Here is a 22,706-nt window from a genome sequence, read left to right as displayed (position 1 = left end):
GGGGTTCGAACACAGCGCGAACGCCGCGCCGTTCACACCGAGTCTCACGCCTCTCTTGAGCCGTCTTTTCCGCCCGAGCTTCGCAAGATGCGCCGGGCGATAGCCTTTTCGGCTAAAATAGATAGGTTTTTCACCTACTTACAAGGCGTGCTCCGCTATTGTCCGAGCGCGCCTTTTTTGCTTGATCGGCACTGAATGGATCATATTCGTAACTTCTCGATCATTGCGCACATCGACCATGGCAAGTCGACGCTCGCCGATCGCATCATCCAGATTTGCGGCGGCCTGTCCGACCGCGAGATGGAATCTCAAGTGCTCGATTCGATGGATCTCGAACGCGAGCGCGGCATCACCATCAAGGCACAAACCGCCGCATTGACGTACAAGGCCCGCAACGGGCAAGTCTACAACCTGAACATGATCGACACGCCGGGCCACGTCGACTTCTCGTACGAAGTCAGCCGCTCGCTGTCCGCATGCGAAGGCGCGCTGCTGGTGGTGGACGCGAGCCAGGGCGTGGAAGCGCAAACCGTCGCCAACTGCTACACGGCGATCGAACTCGGCGTCGACGTGATTCCGGTGCTCAACAAGATCGATCTGCCGGCAGCGAACCCTGAAAACGCAATCGCCGAAATCGAAGACGTAATCGGCATCGACGCAACCGACGCCACGCATTGCAGCGCGAAAACCGGCCTCGGCGTCGAAGACGTGCTCGAAGCGCTGATCGCCAAAGTACCGCCGCCCAAGGGCGATCCGGAAGCGCCGTTGCAGGCGCTGATCATCGACTCGTGGTTCGACAACTACGTCGGCGTCGTGATGCTGGTGCGTATCGTCAACGGCACGCTGCGTCCCAAGGACAAGATCCGCATGATGGCGACCGGCGCGCAGTATCCGGTCGAGCATGTCGGCGTGTTCACGCCGAAGTCGAAGAATCTCGAATCGTTGTCGGCCGGGCAGGTCGGCTTCATCATCGCCGGCATCAAGGAACTGGCCGCGGCGAAGGTGGGCGACACCGTCACGCTGGTGAACCGTCCGGCGCCCGAACCGCTGCCGGGTTTCAAGGAAGTGAAGCCGCAGGTGTTCGCCGGTCTCTATCCGGTCGAAGCAAACCAGTACGACGCGCTGCGCGATTCGCTCGAAAAGCTGAAGTTGAACGACGCCTCTCTGATGTACGAGCCGGAGGTGTCGCAGGCGCTCGGCTTCGGTTTCCGTTGCGGCTTCCTCGGTCTGCTGCACATGGAGATCGTGCAGGAACGGCTGGAGCGCGAGTTCGACATGGACCTGATCACCACGGCGCCGACCGTTGTGTACGAAGTCCTGCAGCGCGACGGCACGACCATCATGGTCGAGAATCCGGCCAAGATGCCGGAGCCGTCGAAGATCGAAGAAGTGCGCGAGCCGATCGTCACCGTGAACCTGTACATGCCGCAAGATTACGTCGGCTCGGTGATCACGCTGTGTACGCAAAAGCGCGGCACGCAGATCAACATGCAGTATCACGGCCGTCAGGTGCAGCTGACCTATGAAATCCCGATGGGCGAAGTCGTGCTCGATTTCTTCGATCGTCTGAAGTCGATTTCGCGCGGTTACGCGTCGATGGATTACGAGTTCAAGGAATACCGCGCGGCAGACGTGGTGAAGGTCGACATGCTGATCAACGGCGACAAGGTCGATGCGCTGTCGGTTATCGTGCACCGTTCGCAAAGCCAGTATCGTGGCCGCGAAGTGGCGGCGAAAATGCGTGAACTGATTCCGCGTCAAATGTACGACGTCGCGATTCAGGCCACCATCGGCGCGAACATTATTGCGCGCGAGAACATTAAAGCGTTGCGTAAGAACGTGCTGGCAAAATGCTACGGCGGCGATATCTCGCGTAAGAAGAAGCTGCTGGAAAAGCAAAAGGCAGGCAAGAAGCGAATGAAGCAGGTGGGGTCGGTCGAGATTCCGCAAGAGGCTTTCCTCGCGATTTTGCGTGTCGAAGACAAATAAGACGAACAACGGAACCCTATGAATTTTGCGCTGATTCTTTTTGTGCTCGTCATTTTGACGGGCGTCGCATGGGTCGCAGACAAACTGGTTTTCATGCCGCAACGGCGCCGCGCGGCGGAAGCCGCGGTCGCCGAGTTCGACCGCCAGCAGGCACGCATCGGCGAGCGTTTCGCTGATGAAAACGCCGCGCAAACGCGCGCGCGTCTGCGTGACGACAAGCTGCGCCAACCGTGGTGGCTTGAGTATTCGGCGAGCTTTTTCCCGGTGATTCTGGTGGTATTCGTGGTGCGCTCGTTCGTGGTCGAGCCGTTCAAGATCCCTTCTGGTTCGATGGTGCCGACGCTGCTGGTGGGCGACTTCATCCTCGTCAATAAATTCGACTACGGCATCCGTCTGCCGATCACCAACACGAAAATCACCCAAGGCCGTCCGCTGCAACGCGGCGACGTGGTGGTGTTCCGTTACCCGAAAGACGAATCGGTCGACTACATCAAGCGCGTGATCGGCCTGCCGGGCGACACCGTCGCGTATCAGGATAAGCAACTCACCATCAACGGCAAGCCCGTACCAGAAACGCCGCTGCCCGATTATCTCGACGACGAACGCATGGGTTACGCGAAACAGTTCGAAGAAGATCTCGACGGCCGCAAGAACGCGATTCTGAACAATCCCGCCGTGCCGCCGTTTATCGTCGGCGCCGAAGATTATCCGTATCGCGACAACTGCACGTACAACGCGCGCGGCGTGATCTGCAAAGTGCCGCCGGGCAATTACTTCATGATGGGCGACAACCGCGATAACAGCGCGGACAGCCGTTACTGGGGTTTCGCGCCGGACAAGAATATTGTCGGCCGCGCGTTTTTTATCTGGATGAACTTCAGCAATCTGAAGCGCATCGGCTCATTCAACTGAGTTCGTATGCGTTGATTGCGCGACACGCCGCGTGCCTGGCTCGCAGTTGGCCTTCACCAGGTCACATGAGCCGCGGCGTGTTCTCACGCTACTTTAAGATCCCGCGGTAACGGCGCTTCACCACGCTTTTTCCGCTGGCCGCCCCGCGTTTTCGCCGGGTCTGGCGCCCGCGTTATACTCTGCCCATGCCCCTATCTCCGTTGGAAAGCCGTCTGCGCTACGAATTTCGCAATGCGGAATTGTTGCGCCAGGCTTTAACGCACCGCAGTCACAGTTCCACGCATAACGAACGGCTCGAGTTTCTTGGCGACTCCGTTCTAAATTGCGCGGTGGCCGCGCTTTTGTTCCAACGTTTCGGCAAATTGGACGAGGGCGACCTGTCGCGCGTCCGCGCCAATCTGGTCAAGCAGCAGTCGCTCTACGAGATCGCTCAGGCCCTGAATATTTCTGAAGGTTTGCGGCTGGGCGAAGGCGAGTTGCGCAGCGGCGGCTTCCGCCGGCCCTCCATCCTCGCTGACACGCTCGAAGCAGTGCTGGGTGCAGTGTTCCTCGACGGCGGCTTCGACGCCGCCCAGACGGTCATCAAGCGCCTCTACGTGCCGATTCTGGATCACATTGACCCGCGTACGCTCGGCAAGGATGCCAAGACGCTGCTGCAGGAGTATTTGCAAGGCCACAAGATCGCGCTGCCCACTTATACAGTCGTCGCTACGCATGGTGCGGCGCACAATCAACAATTCGAAGTCGAGTGCACGGTGCCGAAGCTGGACGTGAAAGTGTCCGGTTCCGGTGCGAGTCGTCGCGCGGCGGAGCAGGCGGCGGCTAAGAAAGCACTCGACGAAGTCATGGCCGCAGCGCCCGCCGTGGTCGCCAAGCCCAAGCGCTCGAAAGGCGCTCGCGCGGCGAAGCATGCCGAGCCGGAGATCGTGCCCGGTGTGACGGGCGTGCAAGCTGCGCTGGATTTGCGCAGTCCGGATCGCAAGAGCGAGCGCGGAGCGGGGCGCGGTGAATCGCGCGCGGCTGCGGAGCCCGCAACCGAACGTCCGACGTTCACCGCGACAGCCGCGCCGTTGGCGGTAATTCGGGCCGCGCACGTGGAGTACAGCGGACCGGACAAAACCGAGCGCGCCGAGAAGGCAGAGAAGACGGCCGCTCACGCGGGCGACAAGTCCGCTGACAAAGTCGCAGCGGAAAAAGCCGTCGAAAAGCTCGACACCAAGGCCGCGGATGCGAAACCCGCTGAAGCCAAACCCGCTGAAGCCAAACCGGAAGCGAAGCCAGAAACCGCCGCAGTCCGCAGCGTCGACAAACACCGCAGCCGCGAGGCCACGCCTGGTCCCGCCGTGCCCGTGCCGAGCGCGGCGGCGGCACCCACCGAACACGAACCCGGCGTAGCCGACGCGGTGCAAACGCGCGTCGCCGACGCGGGCCATTGATTGCCATCGGCGCGCCATTCCCGCGCGTCGATCCGAACTTGCCGTAGCCCGAATATGAATACTCCCACTCCCACTGGTTTTCGCTGCGGCATGGTCGCGATCGTCGGCCGCCCCAACGTCGGCAAATCCACGCTGATGAACGCGCTGGTCGGCCAGAAAGTCAGTATCACGTCGCGCAAGGCGCAGACCACGCGCCATCGCATCACGGGCATTCATACGCTCGACGACGCGCAATACATTTTCGTCGACACGCCGGGTTTTCAGACCAAGCACAGCGGCGCACTGAACCGTTCGCTCAATCGCGCGGTCACGTCCACGCTGACTTCGGTCGACGCGATCCTGTTCGTGATCGAAGCCGGCCGTTTCGGCCCGGACGATCAGAAGGTGCTCGACCTGATTCCGCCGTCGGTTCCCACGCTGCTGATCGCCAACAAGCTCGATCGCGTGTCGGATAAGGATTCGCTGTTTCCGTTCATGCAGCAGGTGAGCGCGCTGCACAAGTTCGCCGAGATCGTGCCGCTGTCGGCGAAACATCCCGACGACATCAAGCGTTTGATGGCGACCGTCAAGCCGTTCCTGCCGGAAGGCGCGCCGATCTACGGCGAAGACGACCTGACCGATCGAAGCGAGCGCTTCCTCGCCGCGGAAATCCTGCGCGAGAAAGTGTTCCGCTGGACCGGCGACGAGCTGCCGTACACGAGCACCGTGCTGATCGACAAGTTCGAAACCGAAGGGCGCCTGCGCCGCATTTTCGCGACCATCATGGTCGACCGCGACACGCATAAGGCGATGATCATCGGGCAGAAGGGCGCCAAGCTGAAACAGATCAGCACCGAAGCACGCCTCGATATGGAAAAGCTGTTCGACGGTCCGGTGTATCTGGAAACCTTCATCAAGGTGAAGAGCGGCTGGGCCGACAACGAAGCCGGACTTCGTGCGTATGGGTACGAATGACGCGTGGATGACGCTGAATTCCGACACCGACCCGGACGATTCGGAGCCGGCCGCGCCGGCACGCGATTTGTCCAAACCTGCGTCCAAACCGGCGCGTAGTACCAGAAAATCTTCATCGGCCAAGAGTGCTCAAGGCGCCGAAGGCGAGCCACGGAAAACGCCCGCTCGCCGCGTGCCGCGCACCTCCGCGTCCGACTACCGGATCGCGGAGCAACCCGCCTTCGTTCTCCATAGCTATCCGTATCGCGAGACCAGTCTGATCATCGACGTGCTGTCGCGCGATCACGGCCGTCTCGCGCTCGTCGCGAAGGGCGCGAAGCGTCCGCACTCCGCGCTGCGCGGCGTGCTGCAGACGTTCCAGCCGCTCGCGCTCTCGTGGTCGGGCAAATCCGAAGTGCGCACGCTGACCGGCGCCGAATGGGTCGGCGGCATGTTGCCGCTGGCCGGCGACGCGCTGCTGTGCGGCTTCTACGTCAACGAACTGCTGGTCAAGTTCTGCGCGCGCGAAGACCCGCATCCGCAACTATTCCATCATTACGTCGTCACGATGACGCGTCTCGCGCACGACGAGCCGCCCGTGCAGGTGCTGCGATCGTTCGAGCGCGTGCTGCTGCGCGAAACCGGCTACGCGATGGCGCTGGATCGCACGGTCGCGCGCAAAGCGGTGCTGGCCGATGGCCGCTACGTGTTCGATCCGGAGCGCGGCGTTCGCGAAGCCTCCGACGATCTGCCAGCGCTTTGGCCGGTGATCGCGGGGCAAACCTTGCTCGACATGGAGCAGGACGATTACCATCGAGCGCAGACCGTGGCGCAAAGCAAAACGCTGATGCGCTTTCTGCTCAACACTTACCTTGGCGGCACGCCGCTCGCGACGCGCCAGATCCTGATCGACTTGCAGAACTTATGAGCTTCTTTCTTACGTCGCCGAATGTGATTGACCTGGGCGTGAACATCGATCACGTCGCCACGCTGCGCAACGCGCGCGGCACGTCCTATCCCGATCCGATCCGCGCCGCGCTGATGGCCGAAGAGGCCGGCGCGGACGTCATCACGCTGCATCTGCGTGAAGACCGCCGGCATATCGTCGACGCCGACGTGCGCAAGCTGCGCCCGCTTCTGAAGACGCGCATGAATCTCGAATGCGCGGTCACGCAGGAAATGCTCGACATCGCCAGCGAAGTGCAGCCTCACGACGTGTGCCTCGTGCCGGAAAAGCGTCAGGAACTGACGACGGAGGGTGGACTCGACGTCGCCGGCCAGTTCGAAGCGGTACGCGCCGCATGCAAGCAACTCGCCGACGCGAGCTCGCGCGTGTCGCTCTTCATCGATCCGGACGAAACGCAGATTCGCGCCGCGCACGAAGCCGGCGCGCCGGTAATCGAACTGCACACCGGACGTTACGCCGAAGCCCACGATCCAGCCGAACAGCAGCGCGAATTCGAGCGCGTGGTGCGCGCCGTCGAATTCGGCAGGACGCTCGGCATCAAGGTCAATGCGGGCCACGGCCTGCACTATACGAACGTCCAGCAGATCGCGGCGATCGAGGGCATCGACGAGTTGAATATCGGCCACGCGATCGTCGCGCACGCGATCTTCGTGGGTTGGGACAACGCCGTGCGCGAGATGAAGGCGATCATGGTCGCCGCGCGTCTCGGCGCGCGTTCGTAACGCGGCGGCTCGCGTATGGCGATCTACGGCATCGGCACGGACATCGTTCAGGTCAGTCGCGTGGCCGCGGTCATGACGCGCACCAATGGCCGTTTCGCCGAGAAGGTGCTCGGTCCCGACGAACTGCGCGTCTATCACGCGCGCCACGCGCGTTCGGCGGCGCGCGGTCTCGCGTTTCTCGCCACGCGGTTCTCGGCGAAAGAAGCATTTTCGAAAGCGATCGGCCTCGGCATGCACTGGCCGATGACCTGGCGCGCGCTGCAGACGCTCAACAAACCGAGCGGCGAGCCGATGGTGGTCGCGTCCGGTGAACTGGCCGAGTGGCTCGACGCGCGCGGCATCACGGCGCGCGTGACGATCAGCGACGAGCGCGACTACGCGGTGTCGTTCGTGATTGCGGAAACGGCGCAAGCGGGCGCGGCCGACATCGCCGAATAAAAATACCTTGAACGCGGCGAAGGTCTGCCGCGTCTCTCCTTGCTCCAGGCTTTTTTCCAGCGGAAATCGATGAAAACCATTCCCGGACCGGTGATGCTCGACGTGGTCGGCAAAACGCTGAACCACGACGACAAGCGCCGCCTTGCCCATCCGATGACCGGCGGCGTGATCCTGTTCGCGCGCCACTACGAGAGCCGCGCGCAACTGATCGCGCTGACCGATTCGATCCGCGACATTCGCGATAATCTGCTGATTGCCGTCGATCACGAAGGCGGCCGCGTGCAACGCTTTCGCACCGACGGCTTCACGGTGCTGCCCGCAATGGGCAAGCTCGGCACGTTGTGGGACAGCGATGTGCTGCACGCCACCAAAGTGACGACGGCCGTCGGCTATATCCTCGCGACGGAACTGCGGGCGTGCGGCATCGACATGAGCTTCACGCCGGTGCTCGATCTGAACTACGGACAATCGCAGGTAATCGGCGACCGCTCGTTTCACCGCGATCCGCGCGTGGTGGCGTTGCTCGCCAAGAGCCTGAACCACGGACTCGCACTGGCCGGCATGAGCAATTGCGGCAAGCATTTCCCGGGACACGGCTTCGCCCACGCGGATTCGCATGTCGCCATGCCGGTCGACGACCGTTCGCTCGAGGAGATTCTGCGCGACGACGTTGCGCCTTACGACTGGCTCGGCCTGTCGTTGGGGTCGGTGATTCCGGCGCATGTGATCTATCCGCAGGTCGACTCCAAGCCGGCGGGGTTCTCGCGTGTCTGGCTGCAGGACATTCTGCGCAACAAGCTGCGCTTCGAAGGCGCGATTTTCAGCGACGATCTGTCGATGGAAGCCGCGCGCCAGGGCGGCACGCTGACCGAAGGCGCGAGCGCCGCGCTGCAGGCCGGCTGCGACATGGTGCTGATCTGCAATCAGCCGGACGAAGCGGAAAAGGTGCTGGATGCGCTGCGCTTCACGCCGTCGAAGGAATCGCAACGGCGCTTGCAGCGCATGCGGCCGCGCGGCAAAGCGTTGAAGTGGAGCAAGCTGGTCGCCGATCCGCAATATCTGCAAGCGCAGGCGCTGTTGCGTAGCGCGTTTGCATAGGCAGCCGAAACACCCGGCAAGCATCGCAAGAAAAACGGCGCCTTCATATTTGAAGGCGCCGTTTTTTCGTTCGACGCGAACCGCAAGCGACCGCCGCGGCTGTCAGTTCAAGCGCATACGTTGCAGCTTGTTGTATAGCGTCTTGGGACTGATGCCCAGCAGCGACGCCGCCCGGTGACGCGTACCGCCGACTGCGTCGAGCGTCGCGCGAATCAGCATTTCCTCGACGTCCGCGAGCGGCGTGCCCACGGTGACTTGCACGCGGCTGCCGTTCAGATCGCGGCCGTTCGCCGTGCCGGCCTCGTCGGCGCGCAACGACTCCAGCACGTCGCCGGACGCGTGATATGCGCGCCGCACGCGGTCCTGCAATTCACGCACATTGCCTGGCCATTCATACGCGAGACATTCGCGCAGGAAATTCGGCGCAACCTGCTTGGCGTTCTCCGCGGTGCCGCGCGTCAAGCCTTCGTGATTCAACTCGTCGACGACCGCCTGGGCGATCAGCGCCGGATCTTCGCCGCGCTCGCGCAGCGGCGGCAGCGTGACGGCTGCGGCTTCGAGGCGTAGCGCCAGGTCTTCGTGCAGGCTGCCGTCGGCTACCGCCGCGCGCGGCGCTTTGCGCGTCGACGCGATTAGCCGGAAGTCCGTCACCACCTGATTGGTGCCGCCGACCCGCATGAAAGTTTGCGAATCGAGCGCGCGCAGCAGCGCTTCCTGCTGGGCGCGCGGCAACTCGGCGATTTCCTCGATGAACAGCGTGCCGCCGCTCGCCTGTTCGAACAGGCCCGGTTCGCGCTGCTCGGCGCCGTTGAACGCACCGCGTTCGTGACCGAACAGCAGGCTGTCGAGCGAGCGTTGCGCGGCCGCGCTGTTCGCGCTCCGGCAGTCGAACGTGATGAACGGACCTTTGCGCCGCCGGCTCATGTCGTGCATCGTGCGCGCCGCGATCTGCTTGCCGGTGCCGGTTTCGCCGGAAATCAGCACAGCGGCTTCAGTCGGCGCGATATGTTCGATCGTGTCGTAGACGTGCTGGATCGCACCGCTGCGGCCGAGCATCGAGCCGAAACGACCTAGTTGACGCAGCGACGCGCGCAGCGTCTGCACTTCCTCGGTCAGTTCGTACGGGCGCGGGATGCGCGCGAGCAGGCTGCGCAAGCGGGGAATGTTGACCGGCTTGAGCAAGTAGTCCCAGATGCCGTGGCGCAAACCTTCGATCGCGCTTTCCACCGTCGCATTGCCGGTCATCACGATCACGGGCAGGGCGCCGCCGGGCGGATGGGCAGGCAGGTGTTGCAGCAGGTCGAGCCCGCTGCCGTCCGGCAGGTTCAGGTCGACCAGCACGACGTCGGGAATGAAGCGCGTCAACGCGGCCCGGGCCTCCGCGATCGTCGTCGCGGTATCGACGGAGAAACCGTCGGCGGCGAGGATGGCAGACAGGCCCGACAGGCTATTGGGATCGTCTTCAACAATCAGGGCGTGTGGCATGGCGAGCGCAATTTTTAGATGGATGGAATACCCGATGTGCTGCGCCGATACGTTGGCGCGCGGCACGGGCGCGATGCTGGCCGGTACTGTCGGTCGAATGCCGAGTCGGATCCTGCGCCGCGTGCGCAACTTCGACATGCGCGGTCGCGGTAAAGGTGCGGCCGGCTGACGTAGGCAACTCGTCCGGTGCGCACACCAGGCGCGGCACCGGCGGAAAGGCGGCGATTCGACTCAAGCGGTTCAGGTCCTTTGCGTTATTACCTGGCGGCCGGTCCTCACGTTTGTGAGCGCGGACCGGGCGCCTGTATTTCCTTCACTCGGGCTGTCAGAAATCCCGATTACTGTCGAAGAAACGCCGCACTTCGCGTTCCGCTTCTTCGCGGGTCTTGCCGTAGCGTTCCTGGATCAAACCGGCGAGCTTGTCAGCGCGACCTTCGGCCTTGGTCAACTCGTCGTCTGTCAGTTCACCCCATGCTGCCTTGGCCTTGCCAACCATTTGCTTCCACTTGCCTTCAGCGATGTCGTTATTCATGTCGCATCTCCGGAGTTGAAGAAAATAAAGCCGTACTGGCCTGTATTCAGAGATAAGCATGGACCGTGCCACGACAATTTATATAGGCTTATCAATGGTTTGCTGGACTGGCATACGGGAAATTTGAGGTCGAGGTGTGGCAATTTGGAGAAGATTGCCGGTAAAGTTTTCCTTAACCATACACGGTGGCGCAAAAAAGAAAAAGCGCCCAAATTGGGCGCTTTTTTTGCCATTTTTTTTTGCAGCGCCCGCGTTAGAGCGCTGGATTCAGGCGAGCAGGGCGCTTACGCGCGGCTGCGGTACTCGTGCGTACGCGTGTCGATTTCGATCTTGTCGCCGATGTTGCAGAAGAGCGGCACTTGCAGTTCGAAACCGGTGTTCAGCTTGGCGTTCTTCAACACCTTGCCCGACGACGTGTCGCCCTTGACAGCCGGTTCCGTGTAGATGATTTCGCGGACTAGCGTGGTAGGCAGTTCGACCGAGATCGCTTTCTCGTTGTAGAACACGACTTCGCAAGCCATGCCGTCTTCGAGGTAATGGAGGGCGTCGCCCATCATTTCGCCTTCGACTTCGAACTGGTTGTAGTCGGCGTCCATGAACACGTACATCGGGTCAGCGAAGTACGAGTACGTCACTTCCTTGCGTTCCAGCACGACGACGTCGAACTTGTCGTCGGCCTTGTACACGCTTTCCATGCCTGCGCCGGTCAGCAGGTTCTTGAACTTCATCTTGACGACGGCGGAGTTGCGGCCCGATTTGTTGTATTCGGCCTTTTGCACAACCATTGCGTCTGCGCCGATCATCACGACGTTGCCGGTGCGGAGTTCCTGTGCGGTCTTCATAAAACTGTCCTGTGCGAATTAAGTAGCTTCAACTTGTGCTCAACGGCATACGGCGCAAGCGGCTTCGGCGCTTTTCCCGCCGCGCGCCGCACCGCCGAAGCGGCTTGGCAGGTCGAGCGAGTCAAGCGTGGCCGGCTTGCCGCGGGGCGCGGCGGGAGTGCCGCAAACGCGCGGTCTCTGCCACTCCCAGCAATCCGTTACCTGCTTTTTTACCCTGTGCGGGCGTGTACACGAGTGGCGCCGATCCGCAACATACGTCCCTTTTTTGATATTCCGGCATCAAGCTTTGACTTAGGAAATATCTGGCCTCTTTCGAGGCCAAGGTCGGCGGGCCGCCAAAGCGAGTTGTTTGGATTCCGCCGCTGCGATCGGGCCGCGCTTGCGTCGTCGGCCGTTGGATAACCGCTTATTTTAACTGAGTTTTTGCGAACAAGGCCAGATTTCCGGCGAGGTCGCCCACTTGAGCCAGTTCCCCGGCCCACGCCGCTGCGCGTTGGCTGAGTGCCGGCAAGTGACGCTGGAATTGCGTCCAGTCCGGCCGGCCCGTGCCGTTCCAGGCGTGCCAGAAGCGCGCAAGCGCGTCGCGGGCGTCGGCGGGCAGGGTGCGCGCGTAATGCGCGAGCGCGGCGTCGAGCTTCGGCAGATGGGCGTCGTCGGCTTGCGGGTAGATGTGCCAGACGAAGGGTTTGGCGGCCCACTGCGCGCGCACGAACGAATCCTCGCCGCGCACGAAATTGATGTCGCTCGCCCACAGCAGCGCGTCGTAGCCGGGCTGGTCGGTAAAGGCGAGGGCGTGCGCGCTGAGATTGCCGCGCACCGCATACGAGCCGGCGCTGAACGCCGGCAGGTCAAAAAAGCGTGCCACCGCGCCTGAAATGCGGCCTTCGGGCACCAGCAATACGACCGGCTCCGCGCTATCGCGCCACTGTTCGAGCAGGCTGTCGACGGCGGGGTTTTCGTAGGCGAACAGCGAGACAACGGTGGCGGTGGCGGGCGGCGGCGCGTGCCCGGTGGTTTGCCGCCACCATGCTGCGCGCGCGCTGGGCGATGCTTCGAAATCCGCGCGCGCGCCGTCGAGATGCCGTTCCTTCAGCACGCCGCCGGTGCCGGGGCCGAGTCCGGGGAAAAAGAAGGTCTTGGTCAGCGGATAGCGCGGATGAGGCGACGGCCGCAGATGAAAATCCGCGACCCAATCCTCGGCGCTCAGATATTCGAGGTTGAACCACACCGGCGTGCGCTCGCGCGCCGCCATCGCGGCGATATAGATGAGCGGCAGTTCGCAGCCGAACGCCTCGATCACGACGTCGGCGACTTCGAGCGTATCGCCTGCATGGGCCGGCTCGTGCCAATGTTCGACGACGATGCCGCCCACCGTCTGGCGAGCGCGCTCCAACGTCAGCGATGGGCACAGCTTCTGGAACGCGTGCAGGTCGTCGACGAACACGCGCACCTGCCAGCCGTGTTCGCTCGCGAGTTGACGCGCGAGGCGCCAGCACACGCCGATGTCGCCGAAATTGTCGATCACCGCGCAGAAGATATCGCAGGCGATTGCCGTGGGCGTGTCGGCAGCTTGCTCGGATTGGGGCGTAGCGGAAGACATGATGGCCTGGGTCGCGGATTCGGACGGATGGAAGTAGCGAGGCAGTGCGAGCGATCCGACGGCGTTGCACTTCGCCGCAGCATGACGAAGCGTGACCCGATTCAAGCCAACAAGGCTCGGACGCACGCGGAATGTTCTAAACTGGCGATTCTAAAGCACTCGTTCACGATTGCGCGCGCATGGCGTCCTCCGGTTCGCCACGGCGCGCGGCAAAGGAGCAACGCTTCGCGAGACCGTCCCACCCGACCAATTCTGCATGACCGAACCCGAAGCAACCGACGCTTTCGAGCCGAAAAAAGTGCTCGCCCAACTGCCGCATCTGCCCGGCGTCTACCGCTATTACGATACGCACGGCGCGGTGCTTTACGTGGGCAAGGCGCGCGATCTGAAGAAGCGCGTGTCGAGCTACTTCACCAAGACGCTGCTGTCGCCACGCATCGCGATGATGGTGACGCGCATTGCGCGCATCGAAACGACCGTCACGCGCTCCGAGGCCGAAGCGCTGCTGCTCGAAAACAATCTGATCAAGGCGCTTACGCCGCGCTACAACATTCTGTTTCGCGACGACAAGTCGTATCCCTACCTCAAGCTGACCGGCCACAAGTTTCCGCGCATGGCGTATTACCGTGGCGCCGTGGATCGCAAGAATCAGTACTTCGGTCCGTTTCCGAGCGCGTGGGCGGTGCGCGAGAGCATCCAGATCCTGCAGCGCGTATTCCAGTTGCGCACCTGCGAAGACTCGGTGTTCAACAACCGCACGCGGCCCTGTCTGCTGCATCAGATCGGCCGTTGCACGGCGCCGTGCGTCGCGGCGATCAATGAAGAAGATTACGCGCGCGACGTCGCCAACGCCTCGCGCTTTCTACTCGGCCGGCAGGGCGAGGTGATGAAGGAGCTCGAGCAGAAGATGCACGCGTTCGCGGGCGAGCTGAAGTTCGAGCAGGCCGCGGCGGTGCGCAACCAGATGAGTTCGCTGTCGACGGTGCTGCATCAACAGGCGATTGAAGTCGGCAGCGATAGCGACGTGGATATTCTCGCGGTGGTCGCGCTAGGCGGCCGCGTATGCGTGAATCTGGCGATGGTGCGCGGCGGCCGGCATCTGGGCGACAAGGCGTATTTCCCGGCGCATGTTGAAAGCGCGTTGACCGCCGACGAGGGCGGACTGGAAGAAGACGGCGCAGCGTTGGCCGATGTCGCGCTCGCGTCCAACCCGCTCGCGCGAGACGATGTCATCGATGATGAAACGGCAGCGTTGGCCGATACCGCCGACGCTCTCGCGATCGCGCAAGAGATGCCATCGGAGGACGAAGAGAACGAACAGGACGACGCTGCTGAAGAAGTTGACGTAGCCGAAGAAGCCGGCTCCGAACCCGCAAAGCCGCGCAAAGGCCGCGCTGCAACCGGCGGAATCGAAGCCGAAGTGCTCGAAGCATTCATCGCCCAGCATTACCTGGGCAATCGCGTGCCGCCGGTGCTGGTAGTCAGTCACGCACCCGCCAACCGCGAACTGGTCGACGTGCTGATCGAACAAGCCGGCCACAAGGTTACCGTGCTGCGCCAGCCGCAAGGGCAACGGCGCGCCTGGCTCGCGATGGCCGAACAGAACGCGCGGCTCGCGCTTGCGCGCCTGCTTTCGGAGCAGGGCTCGCAGCAAGCCCGCACGCGCGCGCTCACCGACACGCTCGGCATGGAGTGCGACGATCTCGCGCATTTGCGTATCGAATGCTTCGACATCAGCCACACGATGGGCGAGGCGACCCAGGCATCGTGCGTGGTGTATCACCATCACAAGATGCAGTCGTCGGAATACCGCCGCTACAACATCACCGGCATTACGCCCGGCGACGACTACGCCGCAATGCGCCAGGTGCTCACGCGCCGTTACGAGAAGATGGTCGAGCAAGCCGCCGCGAATGCCGCTGACGAAGCCGCCGAGTTGCAAAGCGATGCGGCCGCCGATCCGTCGCTCACGCCGGATGCCGCGGAGCCGGTCGCGGCCGGCGGCATCCTGCCCACCATCGTGCTGATCGACGGCGGCAAGGGCCAGGTCGAGATCGCGCGCCAGGTGTTCACGGAACTGGGTCTCGATACCGGCATGCTGGTCGGCGTCGCGAAGGGCGAGGGGCGCAAAGTCGGCCTCGAAACCCTGATTTTCGCCGACGGCCGCGCGCCGCTCGAACTCGGCAAGGAAAGCGCCGCACTCATGCTGGTCGCGCAGATCCGCGACGAAGCGCACCGCTTCGCCATTACCGGCATGCGCGCGAAGCGCGGCAAGACGCGCCAGACCTCGCGGCTCGAAGAACTCGAAGGCGTGGGCGCGAAGCGGCGTCAACGGCTGCTCGCGCGCTTTGGCGGACTGCGTGGCGTGGTTGCGGCCAGTGTCGAGGATCTGGCGAGCGTCGAAGGCATTTCGCAGGCACTTGCGGAGCAGATTTACCGGCAATTGCACTGATTGCGGCGGCCGCGGCCGGCCGCTCAACCGCTGTCGAGCAGCGCTGCGGCGGCGCGCACCGCACGCCCCGCGCGCCGCTTTGCTTGTGGCAGGCCTTATGACACGGCACAATTGCATCTCCCTTGCCAGACGCTGCGCCTGCCCATGCCGTTTAATTTCCCGATTTTCCTGACCTGGCTGCGGATCGTCCTGATCCCGCTCGTCGTCGGTGTGTTCTATTTGCCCGACATGATGATGAGCCCCGCGCACCGCAATCTGGCGGCCGCGACCATCTTCATTCTGGCGGCGCTGACCGACTGGTTCGACGGCTATCTGGCGCGCAAGTGGAATCAGACCTCGGCATTCGGCGCGTTCCTCGATCCGGTCGCCGACAAGCTGATGGTGACCGCCGCGTTGCTGGTGCTCGTGCAACTCGCGCGAATCGATTCGGCGATTGCGCTCGTGATCGTCGGGCGCGAGATCGCGATCTCGGCGTTGCGCGAATGGATGGCGCAGATCGGCGCGTCGAAGAGCGTTGCGGTGAATTCGCTCGGCAAGTTCAAGACCGTTTGCCAGATGGTGGCGATTCCCATGCTGCTGTTCTACGGCCCGCTGCAGTTCGGCGGCGGCGTGGTGATCGACACGCGCGTGTGGGGCCTGTGGCTCATCTATCTGGCCGCGTTCCTGACGATCTGGTCGATGCTCTACTACATGAAGCTGGCGTGGCCGCAGATCCGCGAACGGGGCGGCGTGGCCTGAGGTTTCGTCGTGGTGGAGGGCGCCCGGAGCGTGTCTGAACTTCGCTGTCGCATGAGTGAAATCTGTTCAGTAAAAGAGATTCGCAAAAGGGGTTGACACGTTTCAGTCGTTTCTCCATAATCTCGTTTCTCCGATGCGCGCAGTTCGAAACGTCGGGTAGTAAGAGAGTAGTTGCAGTAACAAGGCAGCAGATAGCACGGCAAAAGCAGCACAATGCGGGAGTAGCTCAGTTGGTAGAGCGCAACCTTGCCAAGGTTGAGGTCGCGAGTTCGAGCCTCGTCTCCCGCTCCAAATTTTTAAAGCAGCGCATTGTTTGGCAAGCAGAAGTGCAGTGCGTTGTGAAGCAGTTCAATGCGGGAGTAGCTCAGTTGGTAGAGCGCAACCTTGCCAAGGTTGAGGTCGCGAGTTCGAGCCTCGTCTCCCGCTCCATACATAAGGGGAAGCAACGCTTCCCTTTTTGTTTGGTGGCCCGGTTCTACCGGTTGTCCGCCCGACAAAATCTGCGAATCTGTTTCTAGGTTCCAGTCCGCTTGCGGCGCGATAGCAAAGCGGTTATGCAGCGGCCTGCAAAGCCGTTTAGGCCGGTTCGACTCCGGCTCGCGCCTCCAGTAGTTGATGTAAAGAAAAGCCCCGACTTGTCGGGGCTTTTCTTTTTTCGGCGTCGGTTTCGCCGGCGAAGCGGATGAGGGTGCTGGCGGTTGCGGGTCTCCTCGCAGGGCCACGGGGTAGCCAGAGCATATTGCCCACCTGCGATCACCAGTGCTTCGAGTGGGCGCGAACGGCCAGTGCTGTGCAACGGGTTCGACTGCCGGCATCAAATGCTTATTTACCATTTGCTTTGCGCGCACTTTCACTTTCGTTTTATTGTCTTTCAAATGTGTTTTGCCAATCGTTTGATACGCGGGAACGATGCATTGAGTGCATTCGGCAATTGCCATTAATGTAGAGTGTGCAATACCATTCTCTCGTTCATAAGCATTGCTTGTCATCGGTTCAAATTGATGGCGACGCTTTGTATCGCGAAAGCACGGGGCCGGGCAAACCCGCGACAACTACTCCATATCGACCAATGAAAAAAACCATAACCGCCGCCGTGCTGTTCACCATCGGCGTGCCGATGCTGGCTATTGCGCAATCAGCGCCGGTTCCCGCGGTCAAAAGTGGCGACACCTGGACCTACGTCGACACGTTCGAGAAAGCGCCTTCGGTCTGGCGCCAGACACACGACGAGGTGACCGTCCTGCGCGCGACGCCGTCGCACATCTATTACGCGTCGAAACCGTCGGGCTCGACCCAGCCGCCGAACGAAGCGATCGCCGGCGCGGACTGGAGTCGTGAGCGCAATGTGAATGGCGCGGAAGTGGTGGTCAACCGGCCGCTCGCGTTCCCACTGTCGTCCGGCAAAACCTGGAATATCGACTACACGGAACTGCATCCGAACAAGCTGCATGCTTCGGAAAAGTGGAGCACGCACTATCGGGTGGTAGATACGGAAACCGTCGAAGTGCCGGCGGGCAAATTCCAGGCGATCAAGGTCGAAGCGGAAGGCGACTGGGTCGCGCAACTCGAACCGACGCAGACCGTCACGCAGGCCGTGCAGGTCCAGCAAGGCGATACGGCCATGGTCACGCATGCGCAGAAAACCGGCCCGGTTCAGGCAACCGGGCGGACTTATAAAGCCGTCTGGTATGTGCCCGAGATCGGCCGATGGGTAAAGTCGGTAGAGGAGTATTACGCCAGCAATGGCGTACGAAATGAGCGTTATACGAGTGAGCTGGAGTCGTTCAAAAAAAGCGCTGAATGAAAGCCTCGCATCCGAAGCCTCGCATCCGAAGCCTCGCATCCGAATAGGCAGCGGCCGATTTTTTCCGCGAAGTAAAGCCCCATCGTCCGGGGCTTTATTTTTATATGTGCTGATTCTCTGCGTTGCCGCTATCGTGGCTAATGCCATGGCAAATGCGGCGCACAATGCATTCTGCACGTGGTCGATCAATTGTCCGCGCGTCTGATTCTTGCGTTATTGCCTGTCCACTCCGAGGCTGCATGTACCTACAACTCACCGGCACCCCAGTTCGCCTGCTCGGCTCGATGCATCTGTTTCCGGCGACGAGCCGCAGAACGCCGCCGTGGATCGCCGAGGCCTATGACTGGGCCGAAGCACTCGTCTTCGAGTCCGATCCGCCGACGATCCTGCCGTTTCTGAAGGCCGACCAACCAGGGAGCGCGCAACAACTGCAGCCCTTTCTTTCCGCCGACGCGTGGCGGCAACTCCAGGCGGCATGGCCCGTCGACGGACCTTTGGCGCCACTCGCCGATCTTCGTCCGTGGGCCGCGCTGATCGTCGCGCCGACGTTGTTCCAGCAGGTCGTCGAAGGCGTCGAGCCGCGCATGCTGCGCTCGGCGATCACGCAGGCCAAACCCTATCGGTATCTCGAGACCGCGGACGAGGTGGCGGCGGCGCTCGAATCGATTCCGCTAGATGCGGTCGGCGCGGCGCTTGGCCTGCTGATGGCCGATCTCGACGAACCGCAGCGCACGCTCGAGCGCATGCACGCAGCCTGGCTGGATGGCGATCTGCCCGCCGTGCACCGGATCGCCATCGAGTCGCCAATGTTCAATCTGCCGGGCATCCGGCATGCGATTCTCGACGCGCGCAATCGCGCATGGGCGGCGCGCCTGACGGAGTTGCTCACGCGGCCGGAGCGCACGTTGGTCGTGGTCGGCGCGCTGCATCTGTGTGGCCCCGGTAACCTGATCGACTGCCTCGCGCGCCCCGTCGAGCCGGTCTTTGCCAACCCATAGCGAAGCCGTCTCCGCGCGAGCGTGGCAGCCCGGCGCGGCCTGCATCGGCTCAAGTGAGGATCGGCCGCGGATCCGACGCGCACGCAATCGGCGGGAACTCTCGCGCCGTGGTTTTGCCCCAAGGTAAAGCACACAGCTATACACTACCCGCCTACCACTTCGGCCAAGCCGGTCGCCCAAGGGAATCCAACATGCATGTCCCACCGACGCCCACGAACGAAAGCGCCCGTCTCGACACTTTGCGTGCGCTGCATATTCTCGATACGTTGCCCGAAGAGCGCTTCGATCGTCTGACCCGGCTCGCCAAGCGGCTCTTCGGCGTACCCGTCGCGCTCGTGAGTCTGGTCGACGCGGACCGTCAATGGTTCAAGTCGTGCGTCGGCCTGGAGGCGAGCGAGACCTCGCGCGACGTATCGTTCTGCGCGCACGCGATTCTCGGCGACGAAATCCTGATGGTGCCCGACACGCTCGCGGACGAGCGCTTTCACGACAATCCGCTCGTCACGGACAACCCGAGTATCCGCTTCTACGCCGGCTGTCCGCTGACGGTGCCCAACGGCAGCAAGCTCGGCACGCTCTGCCTGATCGACACCAAGCCGCGTGGCCTTGACGAAGAAGAACGCGAACTCCTGCGCGATCTGGCGCGCATGGCCGAGCAGGAATTGGCGGCGGTCCAGTTGGCCACGCTCGACGATCTGACGCTGCTGTCGAACCGGCGCGGTTTCGAGGCGCTCGCGCAACATGCGCTGAACGTTTGCAAACGGATGCACAAGCCGGCGTCGCTACTGTTCTTCGACCTGAACGATTTCAAGCAGATCAACGACACGCTCGGCCACGCCGAAGGCGATCGCGCGCTGAAGACCTTCGCCGATGTCTTGCGTACCGCGCTGCGTGAAAGCGACGTGATCGGGCGGCTCGGCGGCGACGAGTTCGTCGTGCTGCTAACCGATTCGGACAGCGGTGCCACGCAGGAAGTGACGCAGCGTCTCACGCAGATGCTGGACGCGCGCAATGCCGAAGCGCAGCGTGGCTATCACATCCGCTATAGCGTCGGGCAGATTCAATACGATTGCGTCCGGCACCAATCGATTGCCGAACTGCTGGCGGCCGCCGACGCTGCGATGTACAGCCACAAACAGGCGTCGAAGGCGCGCGCTGCGCATCGCAACTGAGCGCGGCACGGTGGCGAAGCCGCCACGCGCGGCATAATCACGCATCGCCGCTTCCAGTGCGGTGCGACTCTTTCTCTAGAACGTTGTCATGACTGAACCGCAGCAAACCGCCACCATGCGGCTGGCGCAACTCGATTGGCGCTGGAAATCCTTCCACGATCTCACGGGCATCGAGGTCTATACGATGCTGGGCGCACGCGCCGCGGTGTTCGTCGTCGAGCAGAACTGCTTGTACGGCGATATCGACGGGCTCGATATGGATGCGTGGCATCTGCTGGTGTACGGAGCTGATGAACGACGGCCGGCGCTCGCGGGCTATCTGCGCGTGCTGCTGCCCGATGCGGACGACGCCGATATCCGCATCGGCCGCGTGCTCACGACCGCCGATTTCCGCGGCATCGGTCTGGGCAATGCGATGCTCGAGCGCTCGCTGACGCATATTCGCGCGCAGTGGCCCGGTACGCCGATTCGCTTGCATGCGCAGGCGCATCTGCAAGGTTTCTATGGTGCGTTCGGCTTCGCGCCGGTTTCGGAGATTCACGAAGAAGACGGCATCCCGCATGTGTGGATGCGGTCGGCCTGAAGCGGCTACAGCAAGCTGAGTCCGGCGCGGGCGCGTCGGGCTGTCAATCGAATCCTGGGCTCAGCGCTGGCCGCGCGCCGGCGCTAGAGACTGCTTGGCTTTCGCGCGCCGTTCGCTACGCAAACGTCCGCGCGCCGACAGCCGCATCCAGTGACGCAAGGCGAGCAGCGCGCCGATCACGCTCATCATCGAACCCGGAATCCACAGCAACAGCCCGCCGATCTGCTGATCGCGCATCGGGCTCAACCACGTGAACGCGCGGCCGCAGATGGAGTAGATCGGATACAGCTCGTGCGGCGTGAAGAAGATGAACGCGCCGAGAATGATCTGCGGCGGAATCGCGGCGATCACAACCAGCACGCGCTTGCCCGGCGACAAACGCGCGGGCGGTGCGGGACGCGGATCGAGCACGAGCCACCAGAACAGCAGGCCGTCGATCACCATGCTCCAGTTCATCACGCGATAGAGCCGCCAGTCGAGCATCGCCATGAAGTGAATCGGCGACATCAGCCAGAAGTAGATCAACCCGACGAACAACGTGACCGCGACGACGGGATGCATCACCACGTCGAGGAATTTGCGCACCACCGGCGTTTCCAGCGCGGGCCGCACGAAGCGCTGCCGCCAGCTAAACGGAATGCCCGCGCGCAACGCAGCGCCCGGATACGACAGCGCGATAAAAAACGGCCCGAGGTGATGCAGCACCAGATGCTGCGCGCGATGCATGAAGAACTCATGCTCGAAGAAATAATCGAGCCGCGTATGCAACGCGACGTATAGCGCCACCAGCCCGAACCAGAAGGAGATACGCCGCGCGACCGACACCTTCGCTTTGCGCGCGCCACGCACGAACAGGATCGCGGGCACCAGCAGCGCGATCACGACCGTCGGCGAAAACTCCCAGGGATCGAGCCAGTAGAGCAGATTCATCGCGGCAGGTTGCCTGGTTACTTGGTTTGCGCCGGCGACTTGACCGCGAACGGCGTGTCGAGCGTTTCGCCGTCGGAGAATTTGAGCTTCAGATGCACAGTGTCGCCCGGCGCGACCTTGTGCTTCGCGTCTTCGAGCATCACGTGATAGCCGCCGGGCGCGATCGCGACCTGGCCGTGCGCGGGCACCGTCAGCTTGTCGACCATCACCATCTTCTGCGACGAACCGTTCGACACGGTCTGATGCAGCATTGCGTCGCCGTAGTCGTTACTGGAGATATCGACGAGATCGACCGCTTTGTCGCTCGCGTTGACGAGCGTCGCATAGCCGGCGGCGGGCAGGTTGTTGGGCAGCCAGCGAACCCACGCGTCCTTGACGCTGATCGCGTTGGCGCCCGCCGCTTGCGCGGTCGATGCGGCACCGAACGAAAGGGCGAGGGCACAACTCAGTGCAGCGAACGTTTTGATCTTGATCGACATGGTTGAACTCGGGAAAGGTCAGGAACGGTCATCGATGATGCGGCGCAGGTCCTGCGCGATCGCATCGGGCGTGTTGTGGTCGGTGGCCAGCAGGCGCGCGTGGCCCTGGCTGTCGAACACATAGACGGCGGAACTGTGGGTAACTTCGTAGTTGCCGCTGGGGTCGCGCTTTTCCATCTGATAGGCGACGCGGTAACGCTTGGCGAGCGACTCGATCTGCCAGTCGCTACCGGTCAGCCCTTCGGCATGTTGCGAATCGAAGGCGCCGACGTAATCGTGCAACGCCTGCGCCGTGTCGCGCGCGGGATCGACGGTGATGAACAGGATGCGCACCTTCTGCGCGTCGGGGCCAAGCTTGCCGAGCACCTGCATCAGCCGGCCCATCGTTTCAGGACAGACGTCCGGGCAATGCGTGTAGCCGAAATAGACGAGCGAGGCCCGGCCCTTGAACGAATCGCCAGTGACGGGTTTGCCGTCGTCGCCGGTCAGCTTGAAGTCGAGATCCGGCAGATGGCCGGTCACATTGGTCAACTGCCAGGTTTCCGCGGGATGCGTGCAGCCGGCGAGCGCCGTCAGCGCGCCCAGCATCAGCGTCA

The 22,706-nt window shown here is 62.5% G+C and carries 22 protein-coding genes and 3 tRNA genes; 18 read left to right on the top strand and 7 right to left on the bottom strand.

Translation table 11 applies throughout. The features are described from left to right. Positions 1-195 precede the first annotated feature (195 nt). The 8 genes from lepA to nagZ all read left to right on the top strand — a co-directional run bounded on the left by lepA (position 196) and on the right by nagZ (position 8,495). On the top strand, positions 196-1,989 hold the full coding sequence (gene lepA, locus B0G75_RS21385) for a translation elongation factor 4 (RefSeq protein ID WP_106309864.1): 1,794 nt from the start codon (positions 196-198) through the stop codon (positions 1,987-1,989). Between the two features lie 18 nt (positions 1,990-2,007). Next, positions 2,008-2,901: a signal peptidase I gene (gene lepB, locus B0G75_RS21380; protein WP_106309861.1), complete on the top strand. Its 894-nt coding sequence runs from the start codon at positions 2,008-2,010 to the stop codon at positions 2,899-2,901. A gap of 185 nt (positions 2,902-3,086) precedes the next feature. Beyond that, on the top strand, positions 3,087-4,337 hold the full coding sequence (gene rnc / locus B0G75_RS21375) for a ribonuclease III (RefSeq protein WP_106309858.1): 1,251 nt from the start codon (positions 3,087-3,089) through the stop codon (positions 4,335-4,337). A gap of 54 nt (positions 4,338-4,391) precedes the next feature. Continuing rightward, the gene (gene era, locus B0G75_RS21370) at positions 4,392-5,291 is read left to right on the top strand and encodes a GTPase Era (protein ID WP_106309856.1); all 900 of its coding nucleotides are present in this window, start codon (positions 4,392-4,394) and stop codon (positions 5,289-5,291) included. After that, a complete protein-coding gene (recO, locus tag B0G75_RS21365) occupies positions 5,278-6,198 on the top strand; it encodes a DNA repair protein RecO (protein ID WP_106309853.1) in 921 nt (306 codons plus the stop codon). Before era ends, recO begins: the two co-directional genes overlap by 14 nt. Then, positions 6,195-6,959 (top strand): pyridoxine 5'-phosphate synthase, encoded by a 765-nt coding sequence (pdxJ, locus tag B0G75_RS21360; RefSeq protein WP_106309850.1) that lies wholly within the window; start codon positions 6,195-6,197, stop codon positions 6,957-6,959. Before recO ends, pdxJ begins: the two co-directional genes overlap by 4 nt. 15 nt (positions 6,960-6,974) lie before the next feature. Beyond that, positions 6,975-7,397, top strand: a complete 423-nt coding sequence (gene acpS, locus B0G75_RS21355; RefSeq protein ID WP_012433874.1) for a holo-ACP synthase — start codon at positions 6,975-6,977, stop codon at positions 7,395-7,397. A 69-nt stretch (positions 7,398-7,466) separates the two neighbouring features. After that, entirely contained in the window at positions 7,467-8,495 is a 1,029-nt protein-coding gene (nagZ, locus tag B0G75_RS21350; protein WP_106309847.1) for a beta-N-acetylhexosaminidase, read from the top strand. A 102-nt stretch (positions 8,496-8,597) separates the two neighbouring features. Here nagZ and B0G75_RS21345 read toward each other — a convergent pair whose 3' ends face one another. Continuing rightward, positions 8,598-9,980 (bottom strand): sigma-54 dependent transcriptional regulator, encoded by a 1,383-nt coding sequence (locus B0G75_RS21345; protein WP_106309844.1) that lies wholly within the window; start codon positions 9,978-9,980, stop codon positions 8,598-8,600. On the opposite strand from B0G75_RS21345, the gene B0G75_RS40755 reads away from it, so the two are divergent. Further along, positions 9,979-10,149, top strand: coding sequence for a hypothetical protein (locus B0G75_RS40755; RefSeq protein WP_181309321.1), 171 nt, complete (start codon positions 9,979-9,981; stop codon positions 10,147-10,149). The two genes, B0G75_RS21345 and B0G75_RS40755, sit on opposite strands and share 2 nt — an antisense overlap. 156 nt (positions 10,150-10,305) lie before the next feature. Here B0G75_RS40755 and B0G75_RS21340 read toward each other — a convergent pair whose 3' ends face one another. The 3 genes from B0G75_RS21340 to earP all read right to left on the bottom strand — a co-directional run bounded on the left by B0G75_RS21340 (position 10,306) and on the right by earP (position 12,954). Next, positions 10,306-10,512 (bottom strand): CsbD family protein, encoded by a 207-nt coding sequence (locus B0G75_RS21340; protein WP_106309841.1) that lies wholly within the window; start codon positions 10,510-10,512, stop codon positions 10,306-10,308. A gap of 284 nt (positions 10,513-10,796) precedes the next feature. Further along, positions 10,797-11,354, bottom strand: coding sequence for an elongation factor P (gene efp / locus B0G75_RS21335; RefSeq protein WP_012433870.1), 558 nt, complete (start codon positions 11,352-11,354; stop codon positions 10,797-10,799). A gap of 406 nt (positions 11,355-11,760) precedes the next feature. Continuing rightward, entirely contained in the window at positions 11,761-12,954 is a 1,194-nt protein-coding gene (earP, locus tag B0G75_RS21330) for an elongation factor P maturation arginine rhamnosyltransferase EarP (RefSeq protein WP_106310098.1), read from the bottom strand. A gap of 256 nt (positions 12,955-13,210) precedes the next feature. Here earP and uvrC point away from each other — a divergent pair, with 256 nt between their 5' ends. From uvrC to B0G75_RS21285, 9 genes are all read left to right on the top strand, one after another. Further along, positions 13,211-15,406, top strand: a complete 2,196-nt coding sequence (uvrC, locus tag B0G75_RS21325; protein WP_106310095.1) for an excinuclease ABC subunit UvrC — start codon at positions 13,211-13,213, stop codon at positions 15,404-15,406. A 144-nt stretch (positions 15,407-15,550) separates the two neighbouring features. Continuing rightward, positions 15,551-16,144, top strand: a complete 594-nt coding sequence (pgsA, locus tag B0G75_RS21320) for a CDP-diacylglycerol--glycerol-3-phosphate 3-phosphatidyltransferase (protein ID WP_106309838.1) — start codon at positions 15,551-15,553, stop codon at positions 16,142-16,144. A 215-nt stretch (positions 16,145-16,359) separates the two neighbouring features. Next, positions 16,360-16,435 (top strand) — tRNA-Gly (locus B0G75_RS21315). A gap of 62 nt (positions 16,436-16,497) precedes the next feature. Continuing rightward, positions 16,498-16,573, top strand: a tRNA-Gly gene (locus B0G75_RS21310). Between the two features lie 105 nt (positions 16,574-16,678). Then, positions 16,679-16,752, top strand: a tRNA-Cys gene (locus B0G75_RS21305). Positions 16,753-17,213: 461 nt separating this feature from the next. Further along, entirely contained in the window at positions 17,214-17,948 is a 735-nt protein-coding gene (locus B0G75_RS21300; protein ID WP_106309834.1) for a hypothetical protein, read from the top strand. A gap of 239 nt (positions 17,949-18,187) precedes the next feature. Continuing rightward, positions 18,188-18,946, top strand: coding sequence for a TraB/GumN family protein (locus B0G75_RS21295; RefSeq protein ID WP_106309831.1), 759 nt, complete (start codon positions 18,188-18,190; stop codon positions 18,944-18,946). A gap of 191 nt (positions 18,947-19,137) precedes the next feature. Beyond that, the gene (locus tag B0G75_RS21290) at positions 19,138-20,118 is read left to right on the top strand and encodes a sensor domain-containing diguanylate cyclase (protein ID WP_106309828.1); all 981 of its coding nucleotides are present in this window, start codon (positions 19,138-19,140) and stop codon (positions 20,116-20,118) included. Positions 20,119-20,206: 88 nt separating this feature from the next. Beyond that, a complete protein-coding gene (locus B0G75_RS21285; protein WP_106309825.1) occupies positions 20,207-20,701 on the top strand; it encodes a GNAT family N-acetyltransferase in 495 nt (164 codons plus the stop codon). A gap of 60 nt (positions 20,702-20,761) precedes the next feature. Here B0G75_RS21285 and B0G75_RS21280 read toward each other — a convergent pair whose 3' ends face one another. From B0G75_RS21280 to B0G75_RS21270, 3 genes are read right to left on the bottom strand one after another with little or no spacing between them, the layout of a single operon-like run. Next, positions 20,762-21,631, bottom strand: a complete 870-nt coding sequence (locus B0G75_RS21280) for a cytochrome c oxidase assembly protein (RefSeq protein ID WP_106309822.1) — start codon at positions 21,629-21,631, stop codon at positions 20,762-20,764. Between the two features lie 17 nt (positions 21,632-21,648). Then, complete coding sequence (locus tag B0G75_RS21275) at positions 21,649-22,110, bottom strand: copper chaperone PCu(A)C (protein WP_106309819.1); 462 nt, start codon at positions 22,108-22,110, stop codon at positions 21,649-21,651. Positions 22,111-22,128: 18 nt separating this feature from the next. Continuing rightward, on the bottom strand, positions 22,129-22,698 hold the full coding sequence (locus tag B0G75_RS21270) for an SCO family protein (protein WP_106310092.1): 570 nt from the start codon (positions 22,696-22,698) through the stop codon (positions 22,129-22,131). Positions 22,699-22,706: the final 8 nt, after the last annotated feature.

Origin of the sequence: Paraburkholderia sp. BL18I3N2 (assembly GCF_003001875.1) — a bacterium.
In the GTDB taxonomy this organism is placed as follows: Bacteria; Pseudomonadota; Gammaproteobacteria; order Burkholderiales; family Burkholderiaceae; genus Paraburkholderia; species Paraburkholderia phytofirmans.
Note: the sequence above shows the minus strand (reverse complement) of the source record. Positions and strands in the feature narration are given on the sequence as shown.

What these genes read in the sequence shown, in the direction of transcription:
- lepA (WP_106309864.1), top strand. Translation starts at nt 196, where the DNA reads ATGGATCATATTCGTAACTTCTCGATCATTGCGCACATCGACCATGGC.
- lepB (WP_106309861.1), top strand. Translation starts at nt 2,008, where the DNA reads ATGAATTTTGCGCTGATTCTTTTTGTGCTCGTCATTTTGACGGGCGTC.
- rnc (WP_106309858.1), top strand. Translation starts at nt 3,087, where the DNA reads ATGCCCCTATCTCCGTTGGAAAGCCGTCTGCGCTACGAATTTCGCAAT.
- era (WP_106309856.1), top strand. Translation starts at nt 4,392, where the DNA reads ATGAATACTCCCACTCCCACTGGTTTTCGCTGCGGCATGGTCGCGATC.
- recO (WP_106309853.1), top strand. Translation starts at nt 5,278, where the DNA reads ATGGGTACGAATGACGCGTGGATGACGCTGAATTCCGACACCGACCCG.
- pdxJ (WP_106309850.1), top strand. Translation starts at nt 6,195, where the DNA reads ATGAGCTTCTTTCTTACGTCGCCGAATGTGATTGACCTGGGCGTGAAC.
- acpS (WP_012433874.1), top strand. Translation starts at nt 6,975, where the DNA reads ATGGCGATCTACGGCATCGGCACGGACATCGTTCAGGTCAGTCGCGTG.
- nagZ (WP_106309847.1), top strand. Translation starts at nt 7,467, where the DNA reads ATGAAAACCATTCCCGGACCGGTGATGCTCGACGTGGTCGGCAAAACG.
- B0G75_RS40755 (WP_181309321.1), top strand. Translation starts at nt 9,979, where the DNA reads ATGGCGAGCGCAATTTTTAGATGGATGGAATACCCGATGTGCTGCGCC.
- B0G75_RS21345 (WP_106309844.1), bottom strand. Translation starts at nt 9,980, where the DNA reads ATGCCACACGCCCTGATTGTTGAAGACGATCCCAATAGCCTGTCGGGC.
- B0G75_RS21340 (WP_106309841.1), bottom strand. Translation starts at nt 10,512, where the DNA reads ATGAATAACGACATCGCTGAAGGCAAGTGGAAGCAAATGGTTGGCAAG.
- efp (WP_012433870.1), bottom strand. Translation starts at nt 11,354, where the DNA reads ATGAAGACCGCACAGGAACTCCGCACCGGCAACGTCGTGATGATCGGC.
- earP (WP_106310098.1), bottom strand. Translation starts at nt 12,954, where the DNA reads ATGTCTTCCGCTACGCCCCAATCCGAGCAAGCTGCCGACACGCCCACG.
- uvrC (WP_106310095.1), top strand. Translation starts at nt 13,211, where the DNA reads ATGACCGAACCCGAAGCAACCGACGCTTTCGAGCCGAAAAAAGTGCTC.
- pgsA (WP_106309838.1), top strand. Translation starts at nt 15,551, where the DNA reads ATGCCGTTTAATTTCCCGATTTTCCTGACCTGGCTGCGGATCGTCCTG.
- B0G75_RS21300 (WP_106309834.1), top strand. Translation starts at nt 17,214, where the DNA reads ATGAAAAAAACCATAACCGCCGCCGTGCTGTTCACCATCGGCGTGCCG.
- B0G75_RS21295 (WP_106309831.1), top strand. Translation starts at nt 18,188, where the DNA reads ATGTACCTACAACTCACCGGCACCCCAGTTCGCCTGCTCGGCTCGATG.
- B0G75_RS21290 (WP_106309828.1), top strand. Translation starts at nt 19,138, where the DNA reads ATGCATGTCCCACCGACGCCCACGAACGAAAGCGCCCGTCTCGACACT.
- B0G75_RS21285 (WP_106309825.1), top strand. Translation starts at nt 20,207, where the DNA reads ATGACTGAACCGCAGCAAACCGCCACCATGCGGCTGGCGCAACTCGAT.
- B0G75_RS21280 (WP_106309822.1), bottom strand. Translation starts at nt 21,631, where the DNA reads ATGAATCTGCTCTACTGGCTCGATCCCTGGGAGTTTTCGCCGACGGTC.
- B0G75_RS21275 (WP_106309819.1), bottom strand. Translation starts at nt 22,110, where the DNA reads ATGTCGATCAAGATCAAAACGTTCGCTGCACTGAGTTGTGCCCTCGCC.
- B0G75_RS21270 (WP_106310092.1), bottom strand. Translation starts at nt 22,698, where the DNA reads ATGCTGGGCGCGCTGACGGCGCTCGCCGGCTGCACGCATCCCGCGGAA.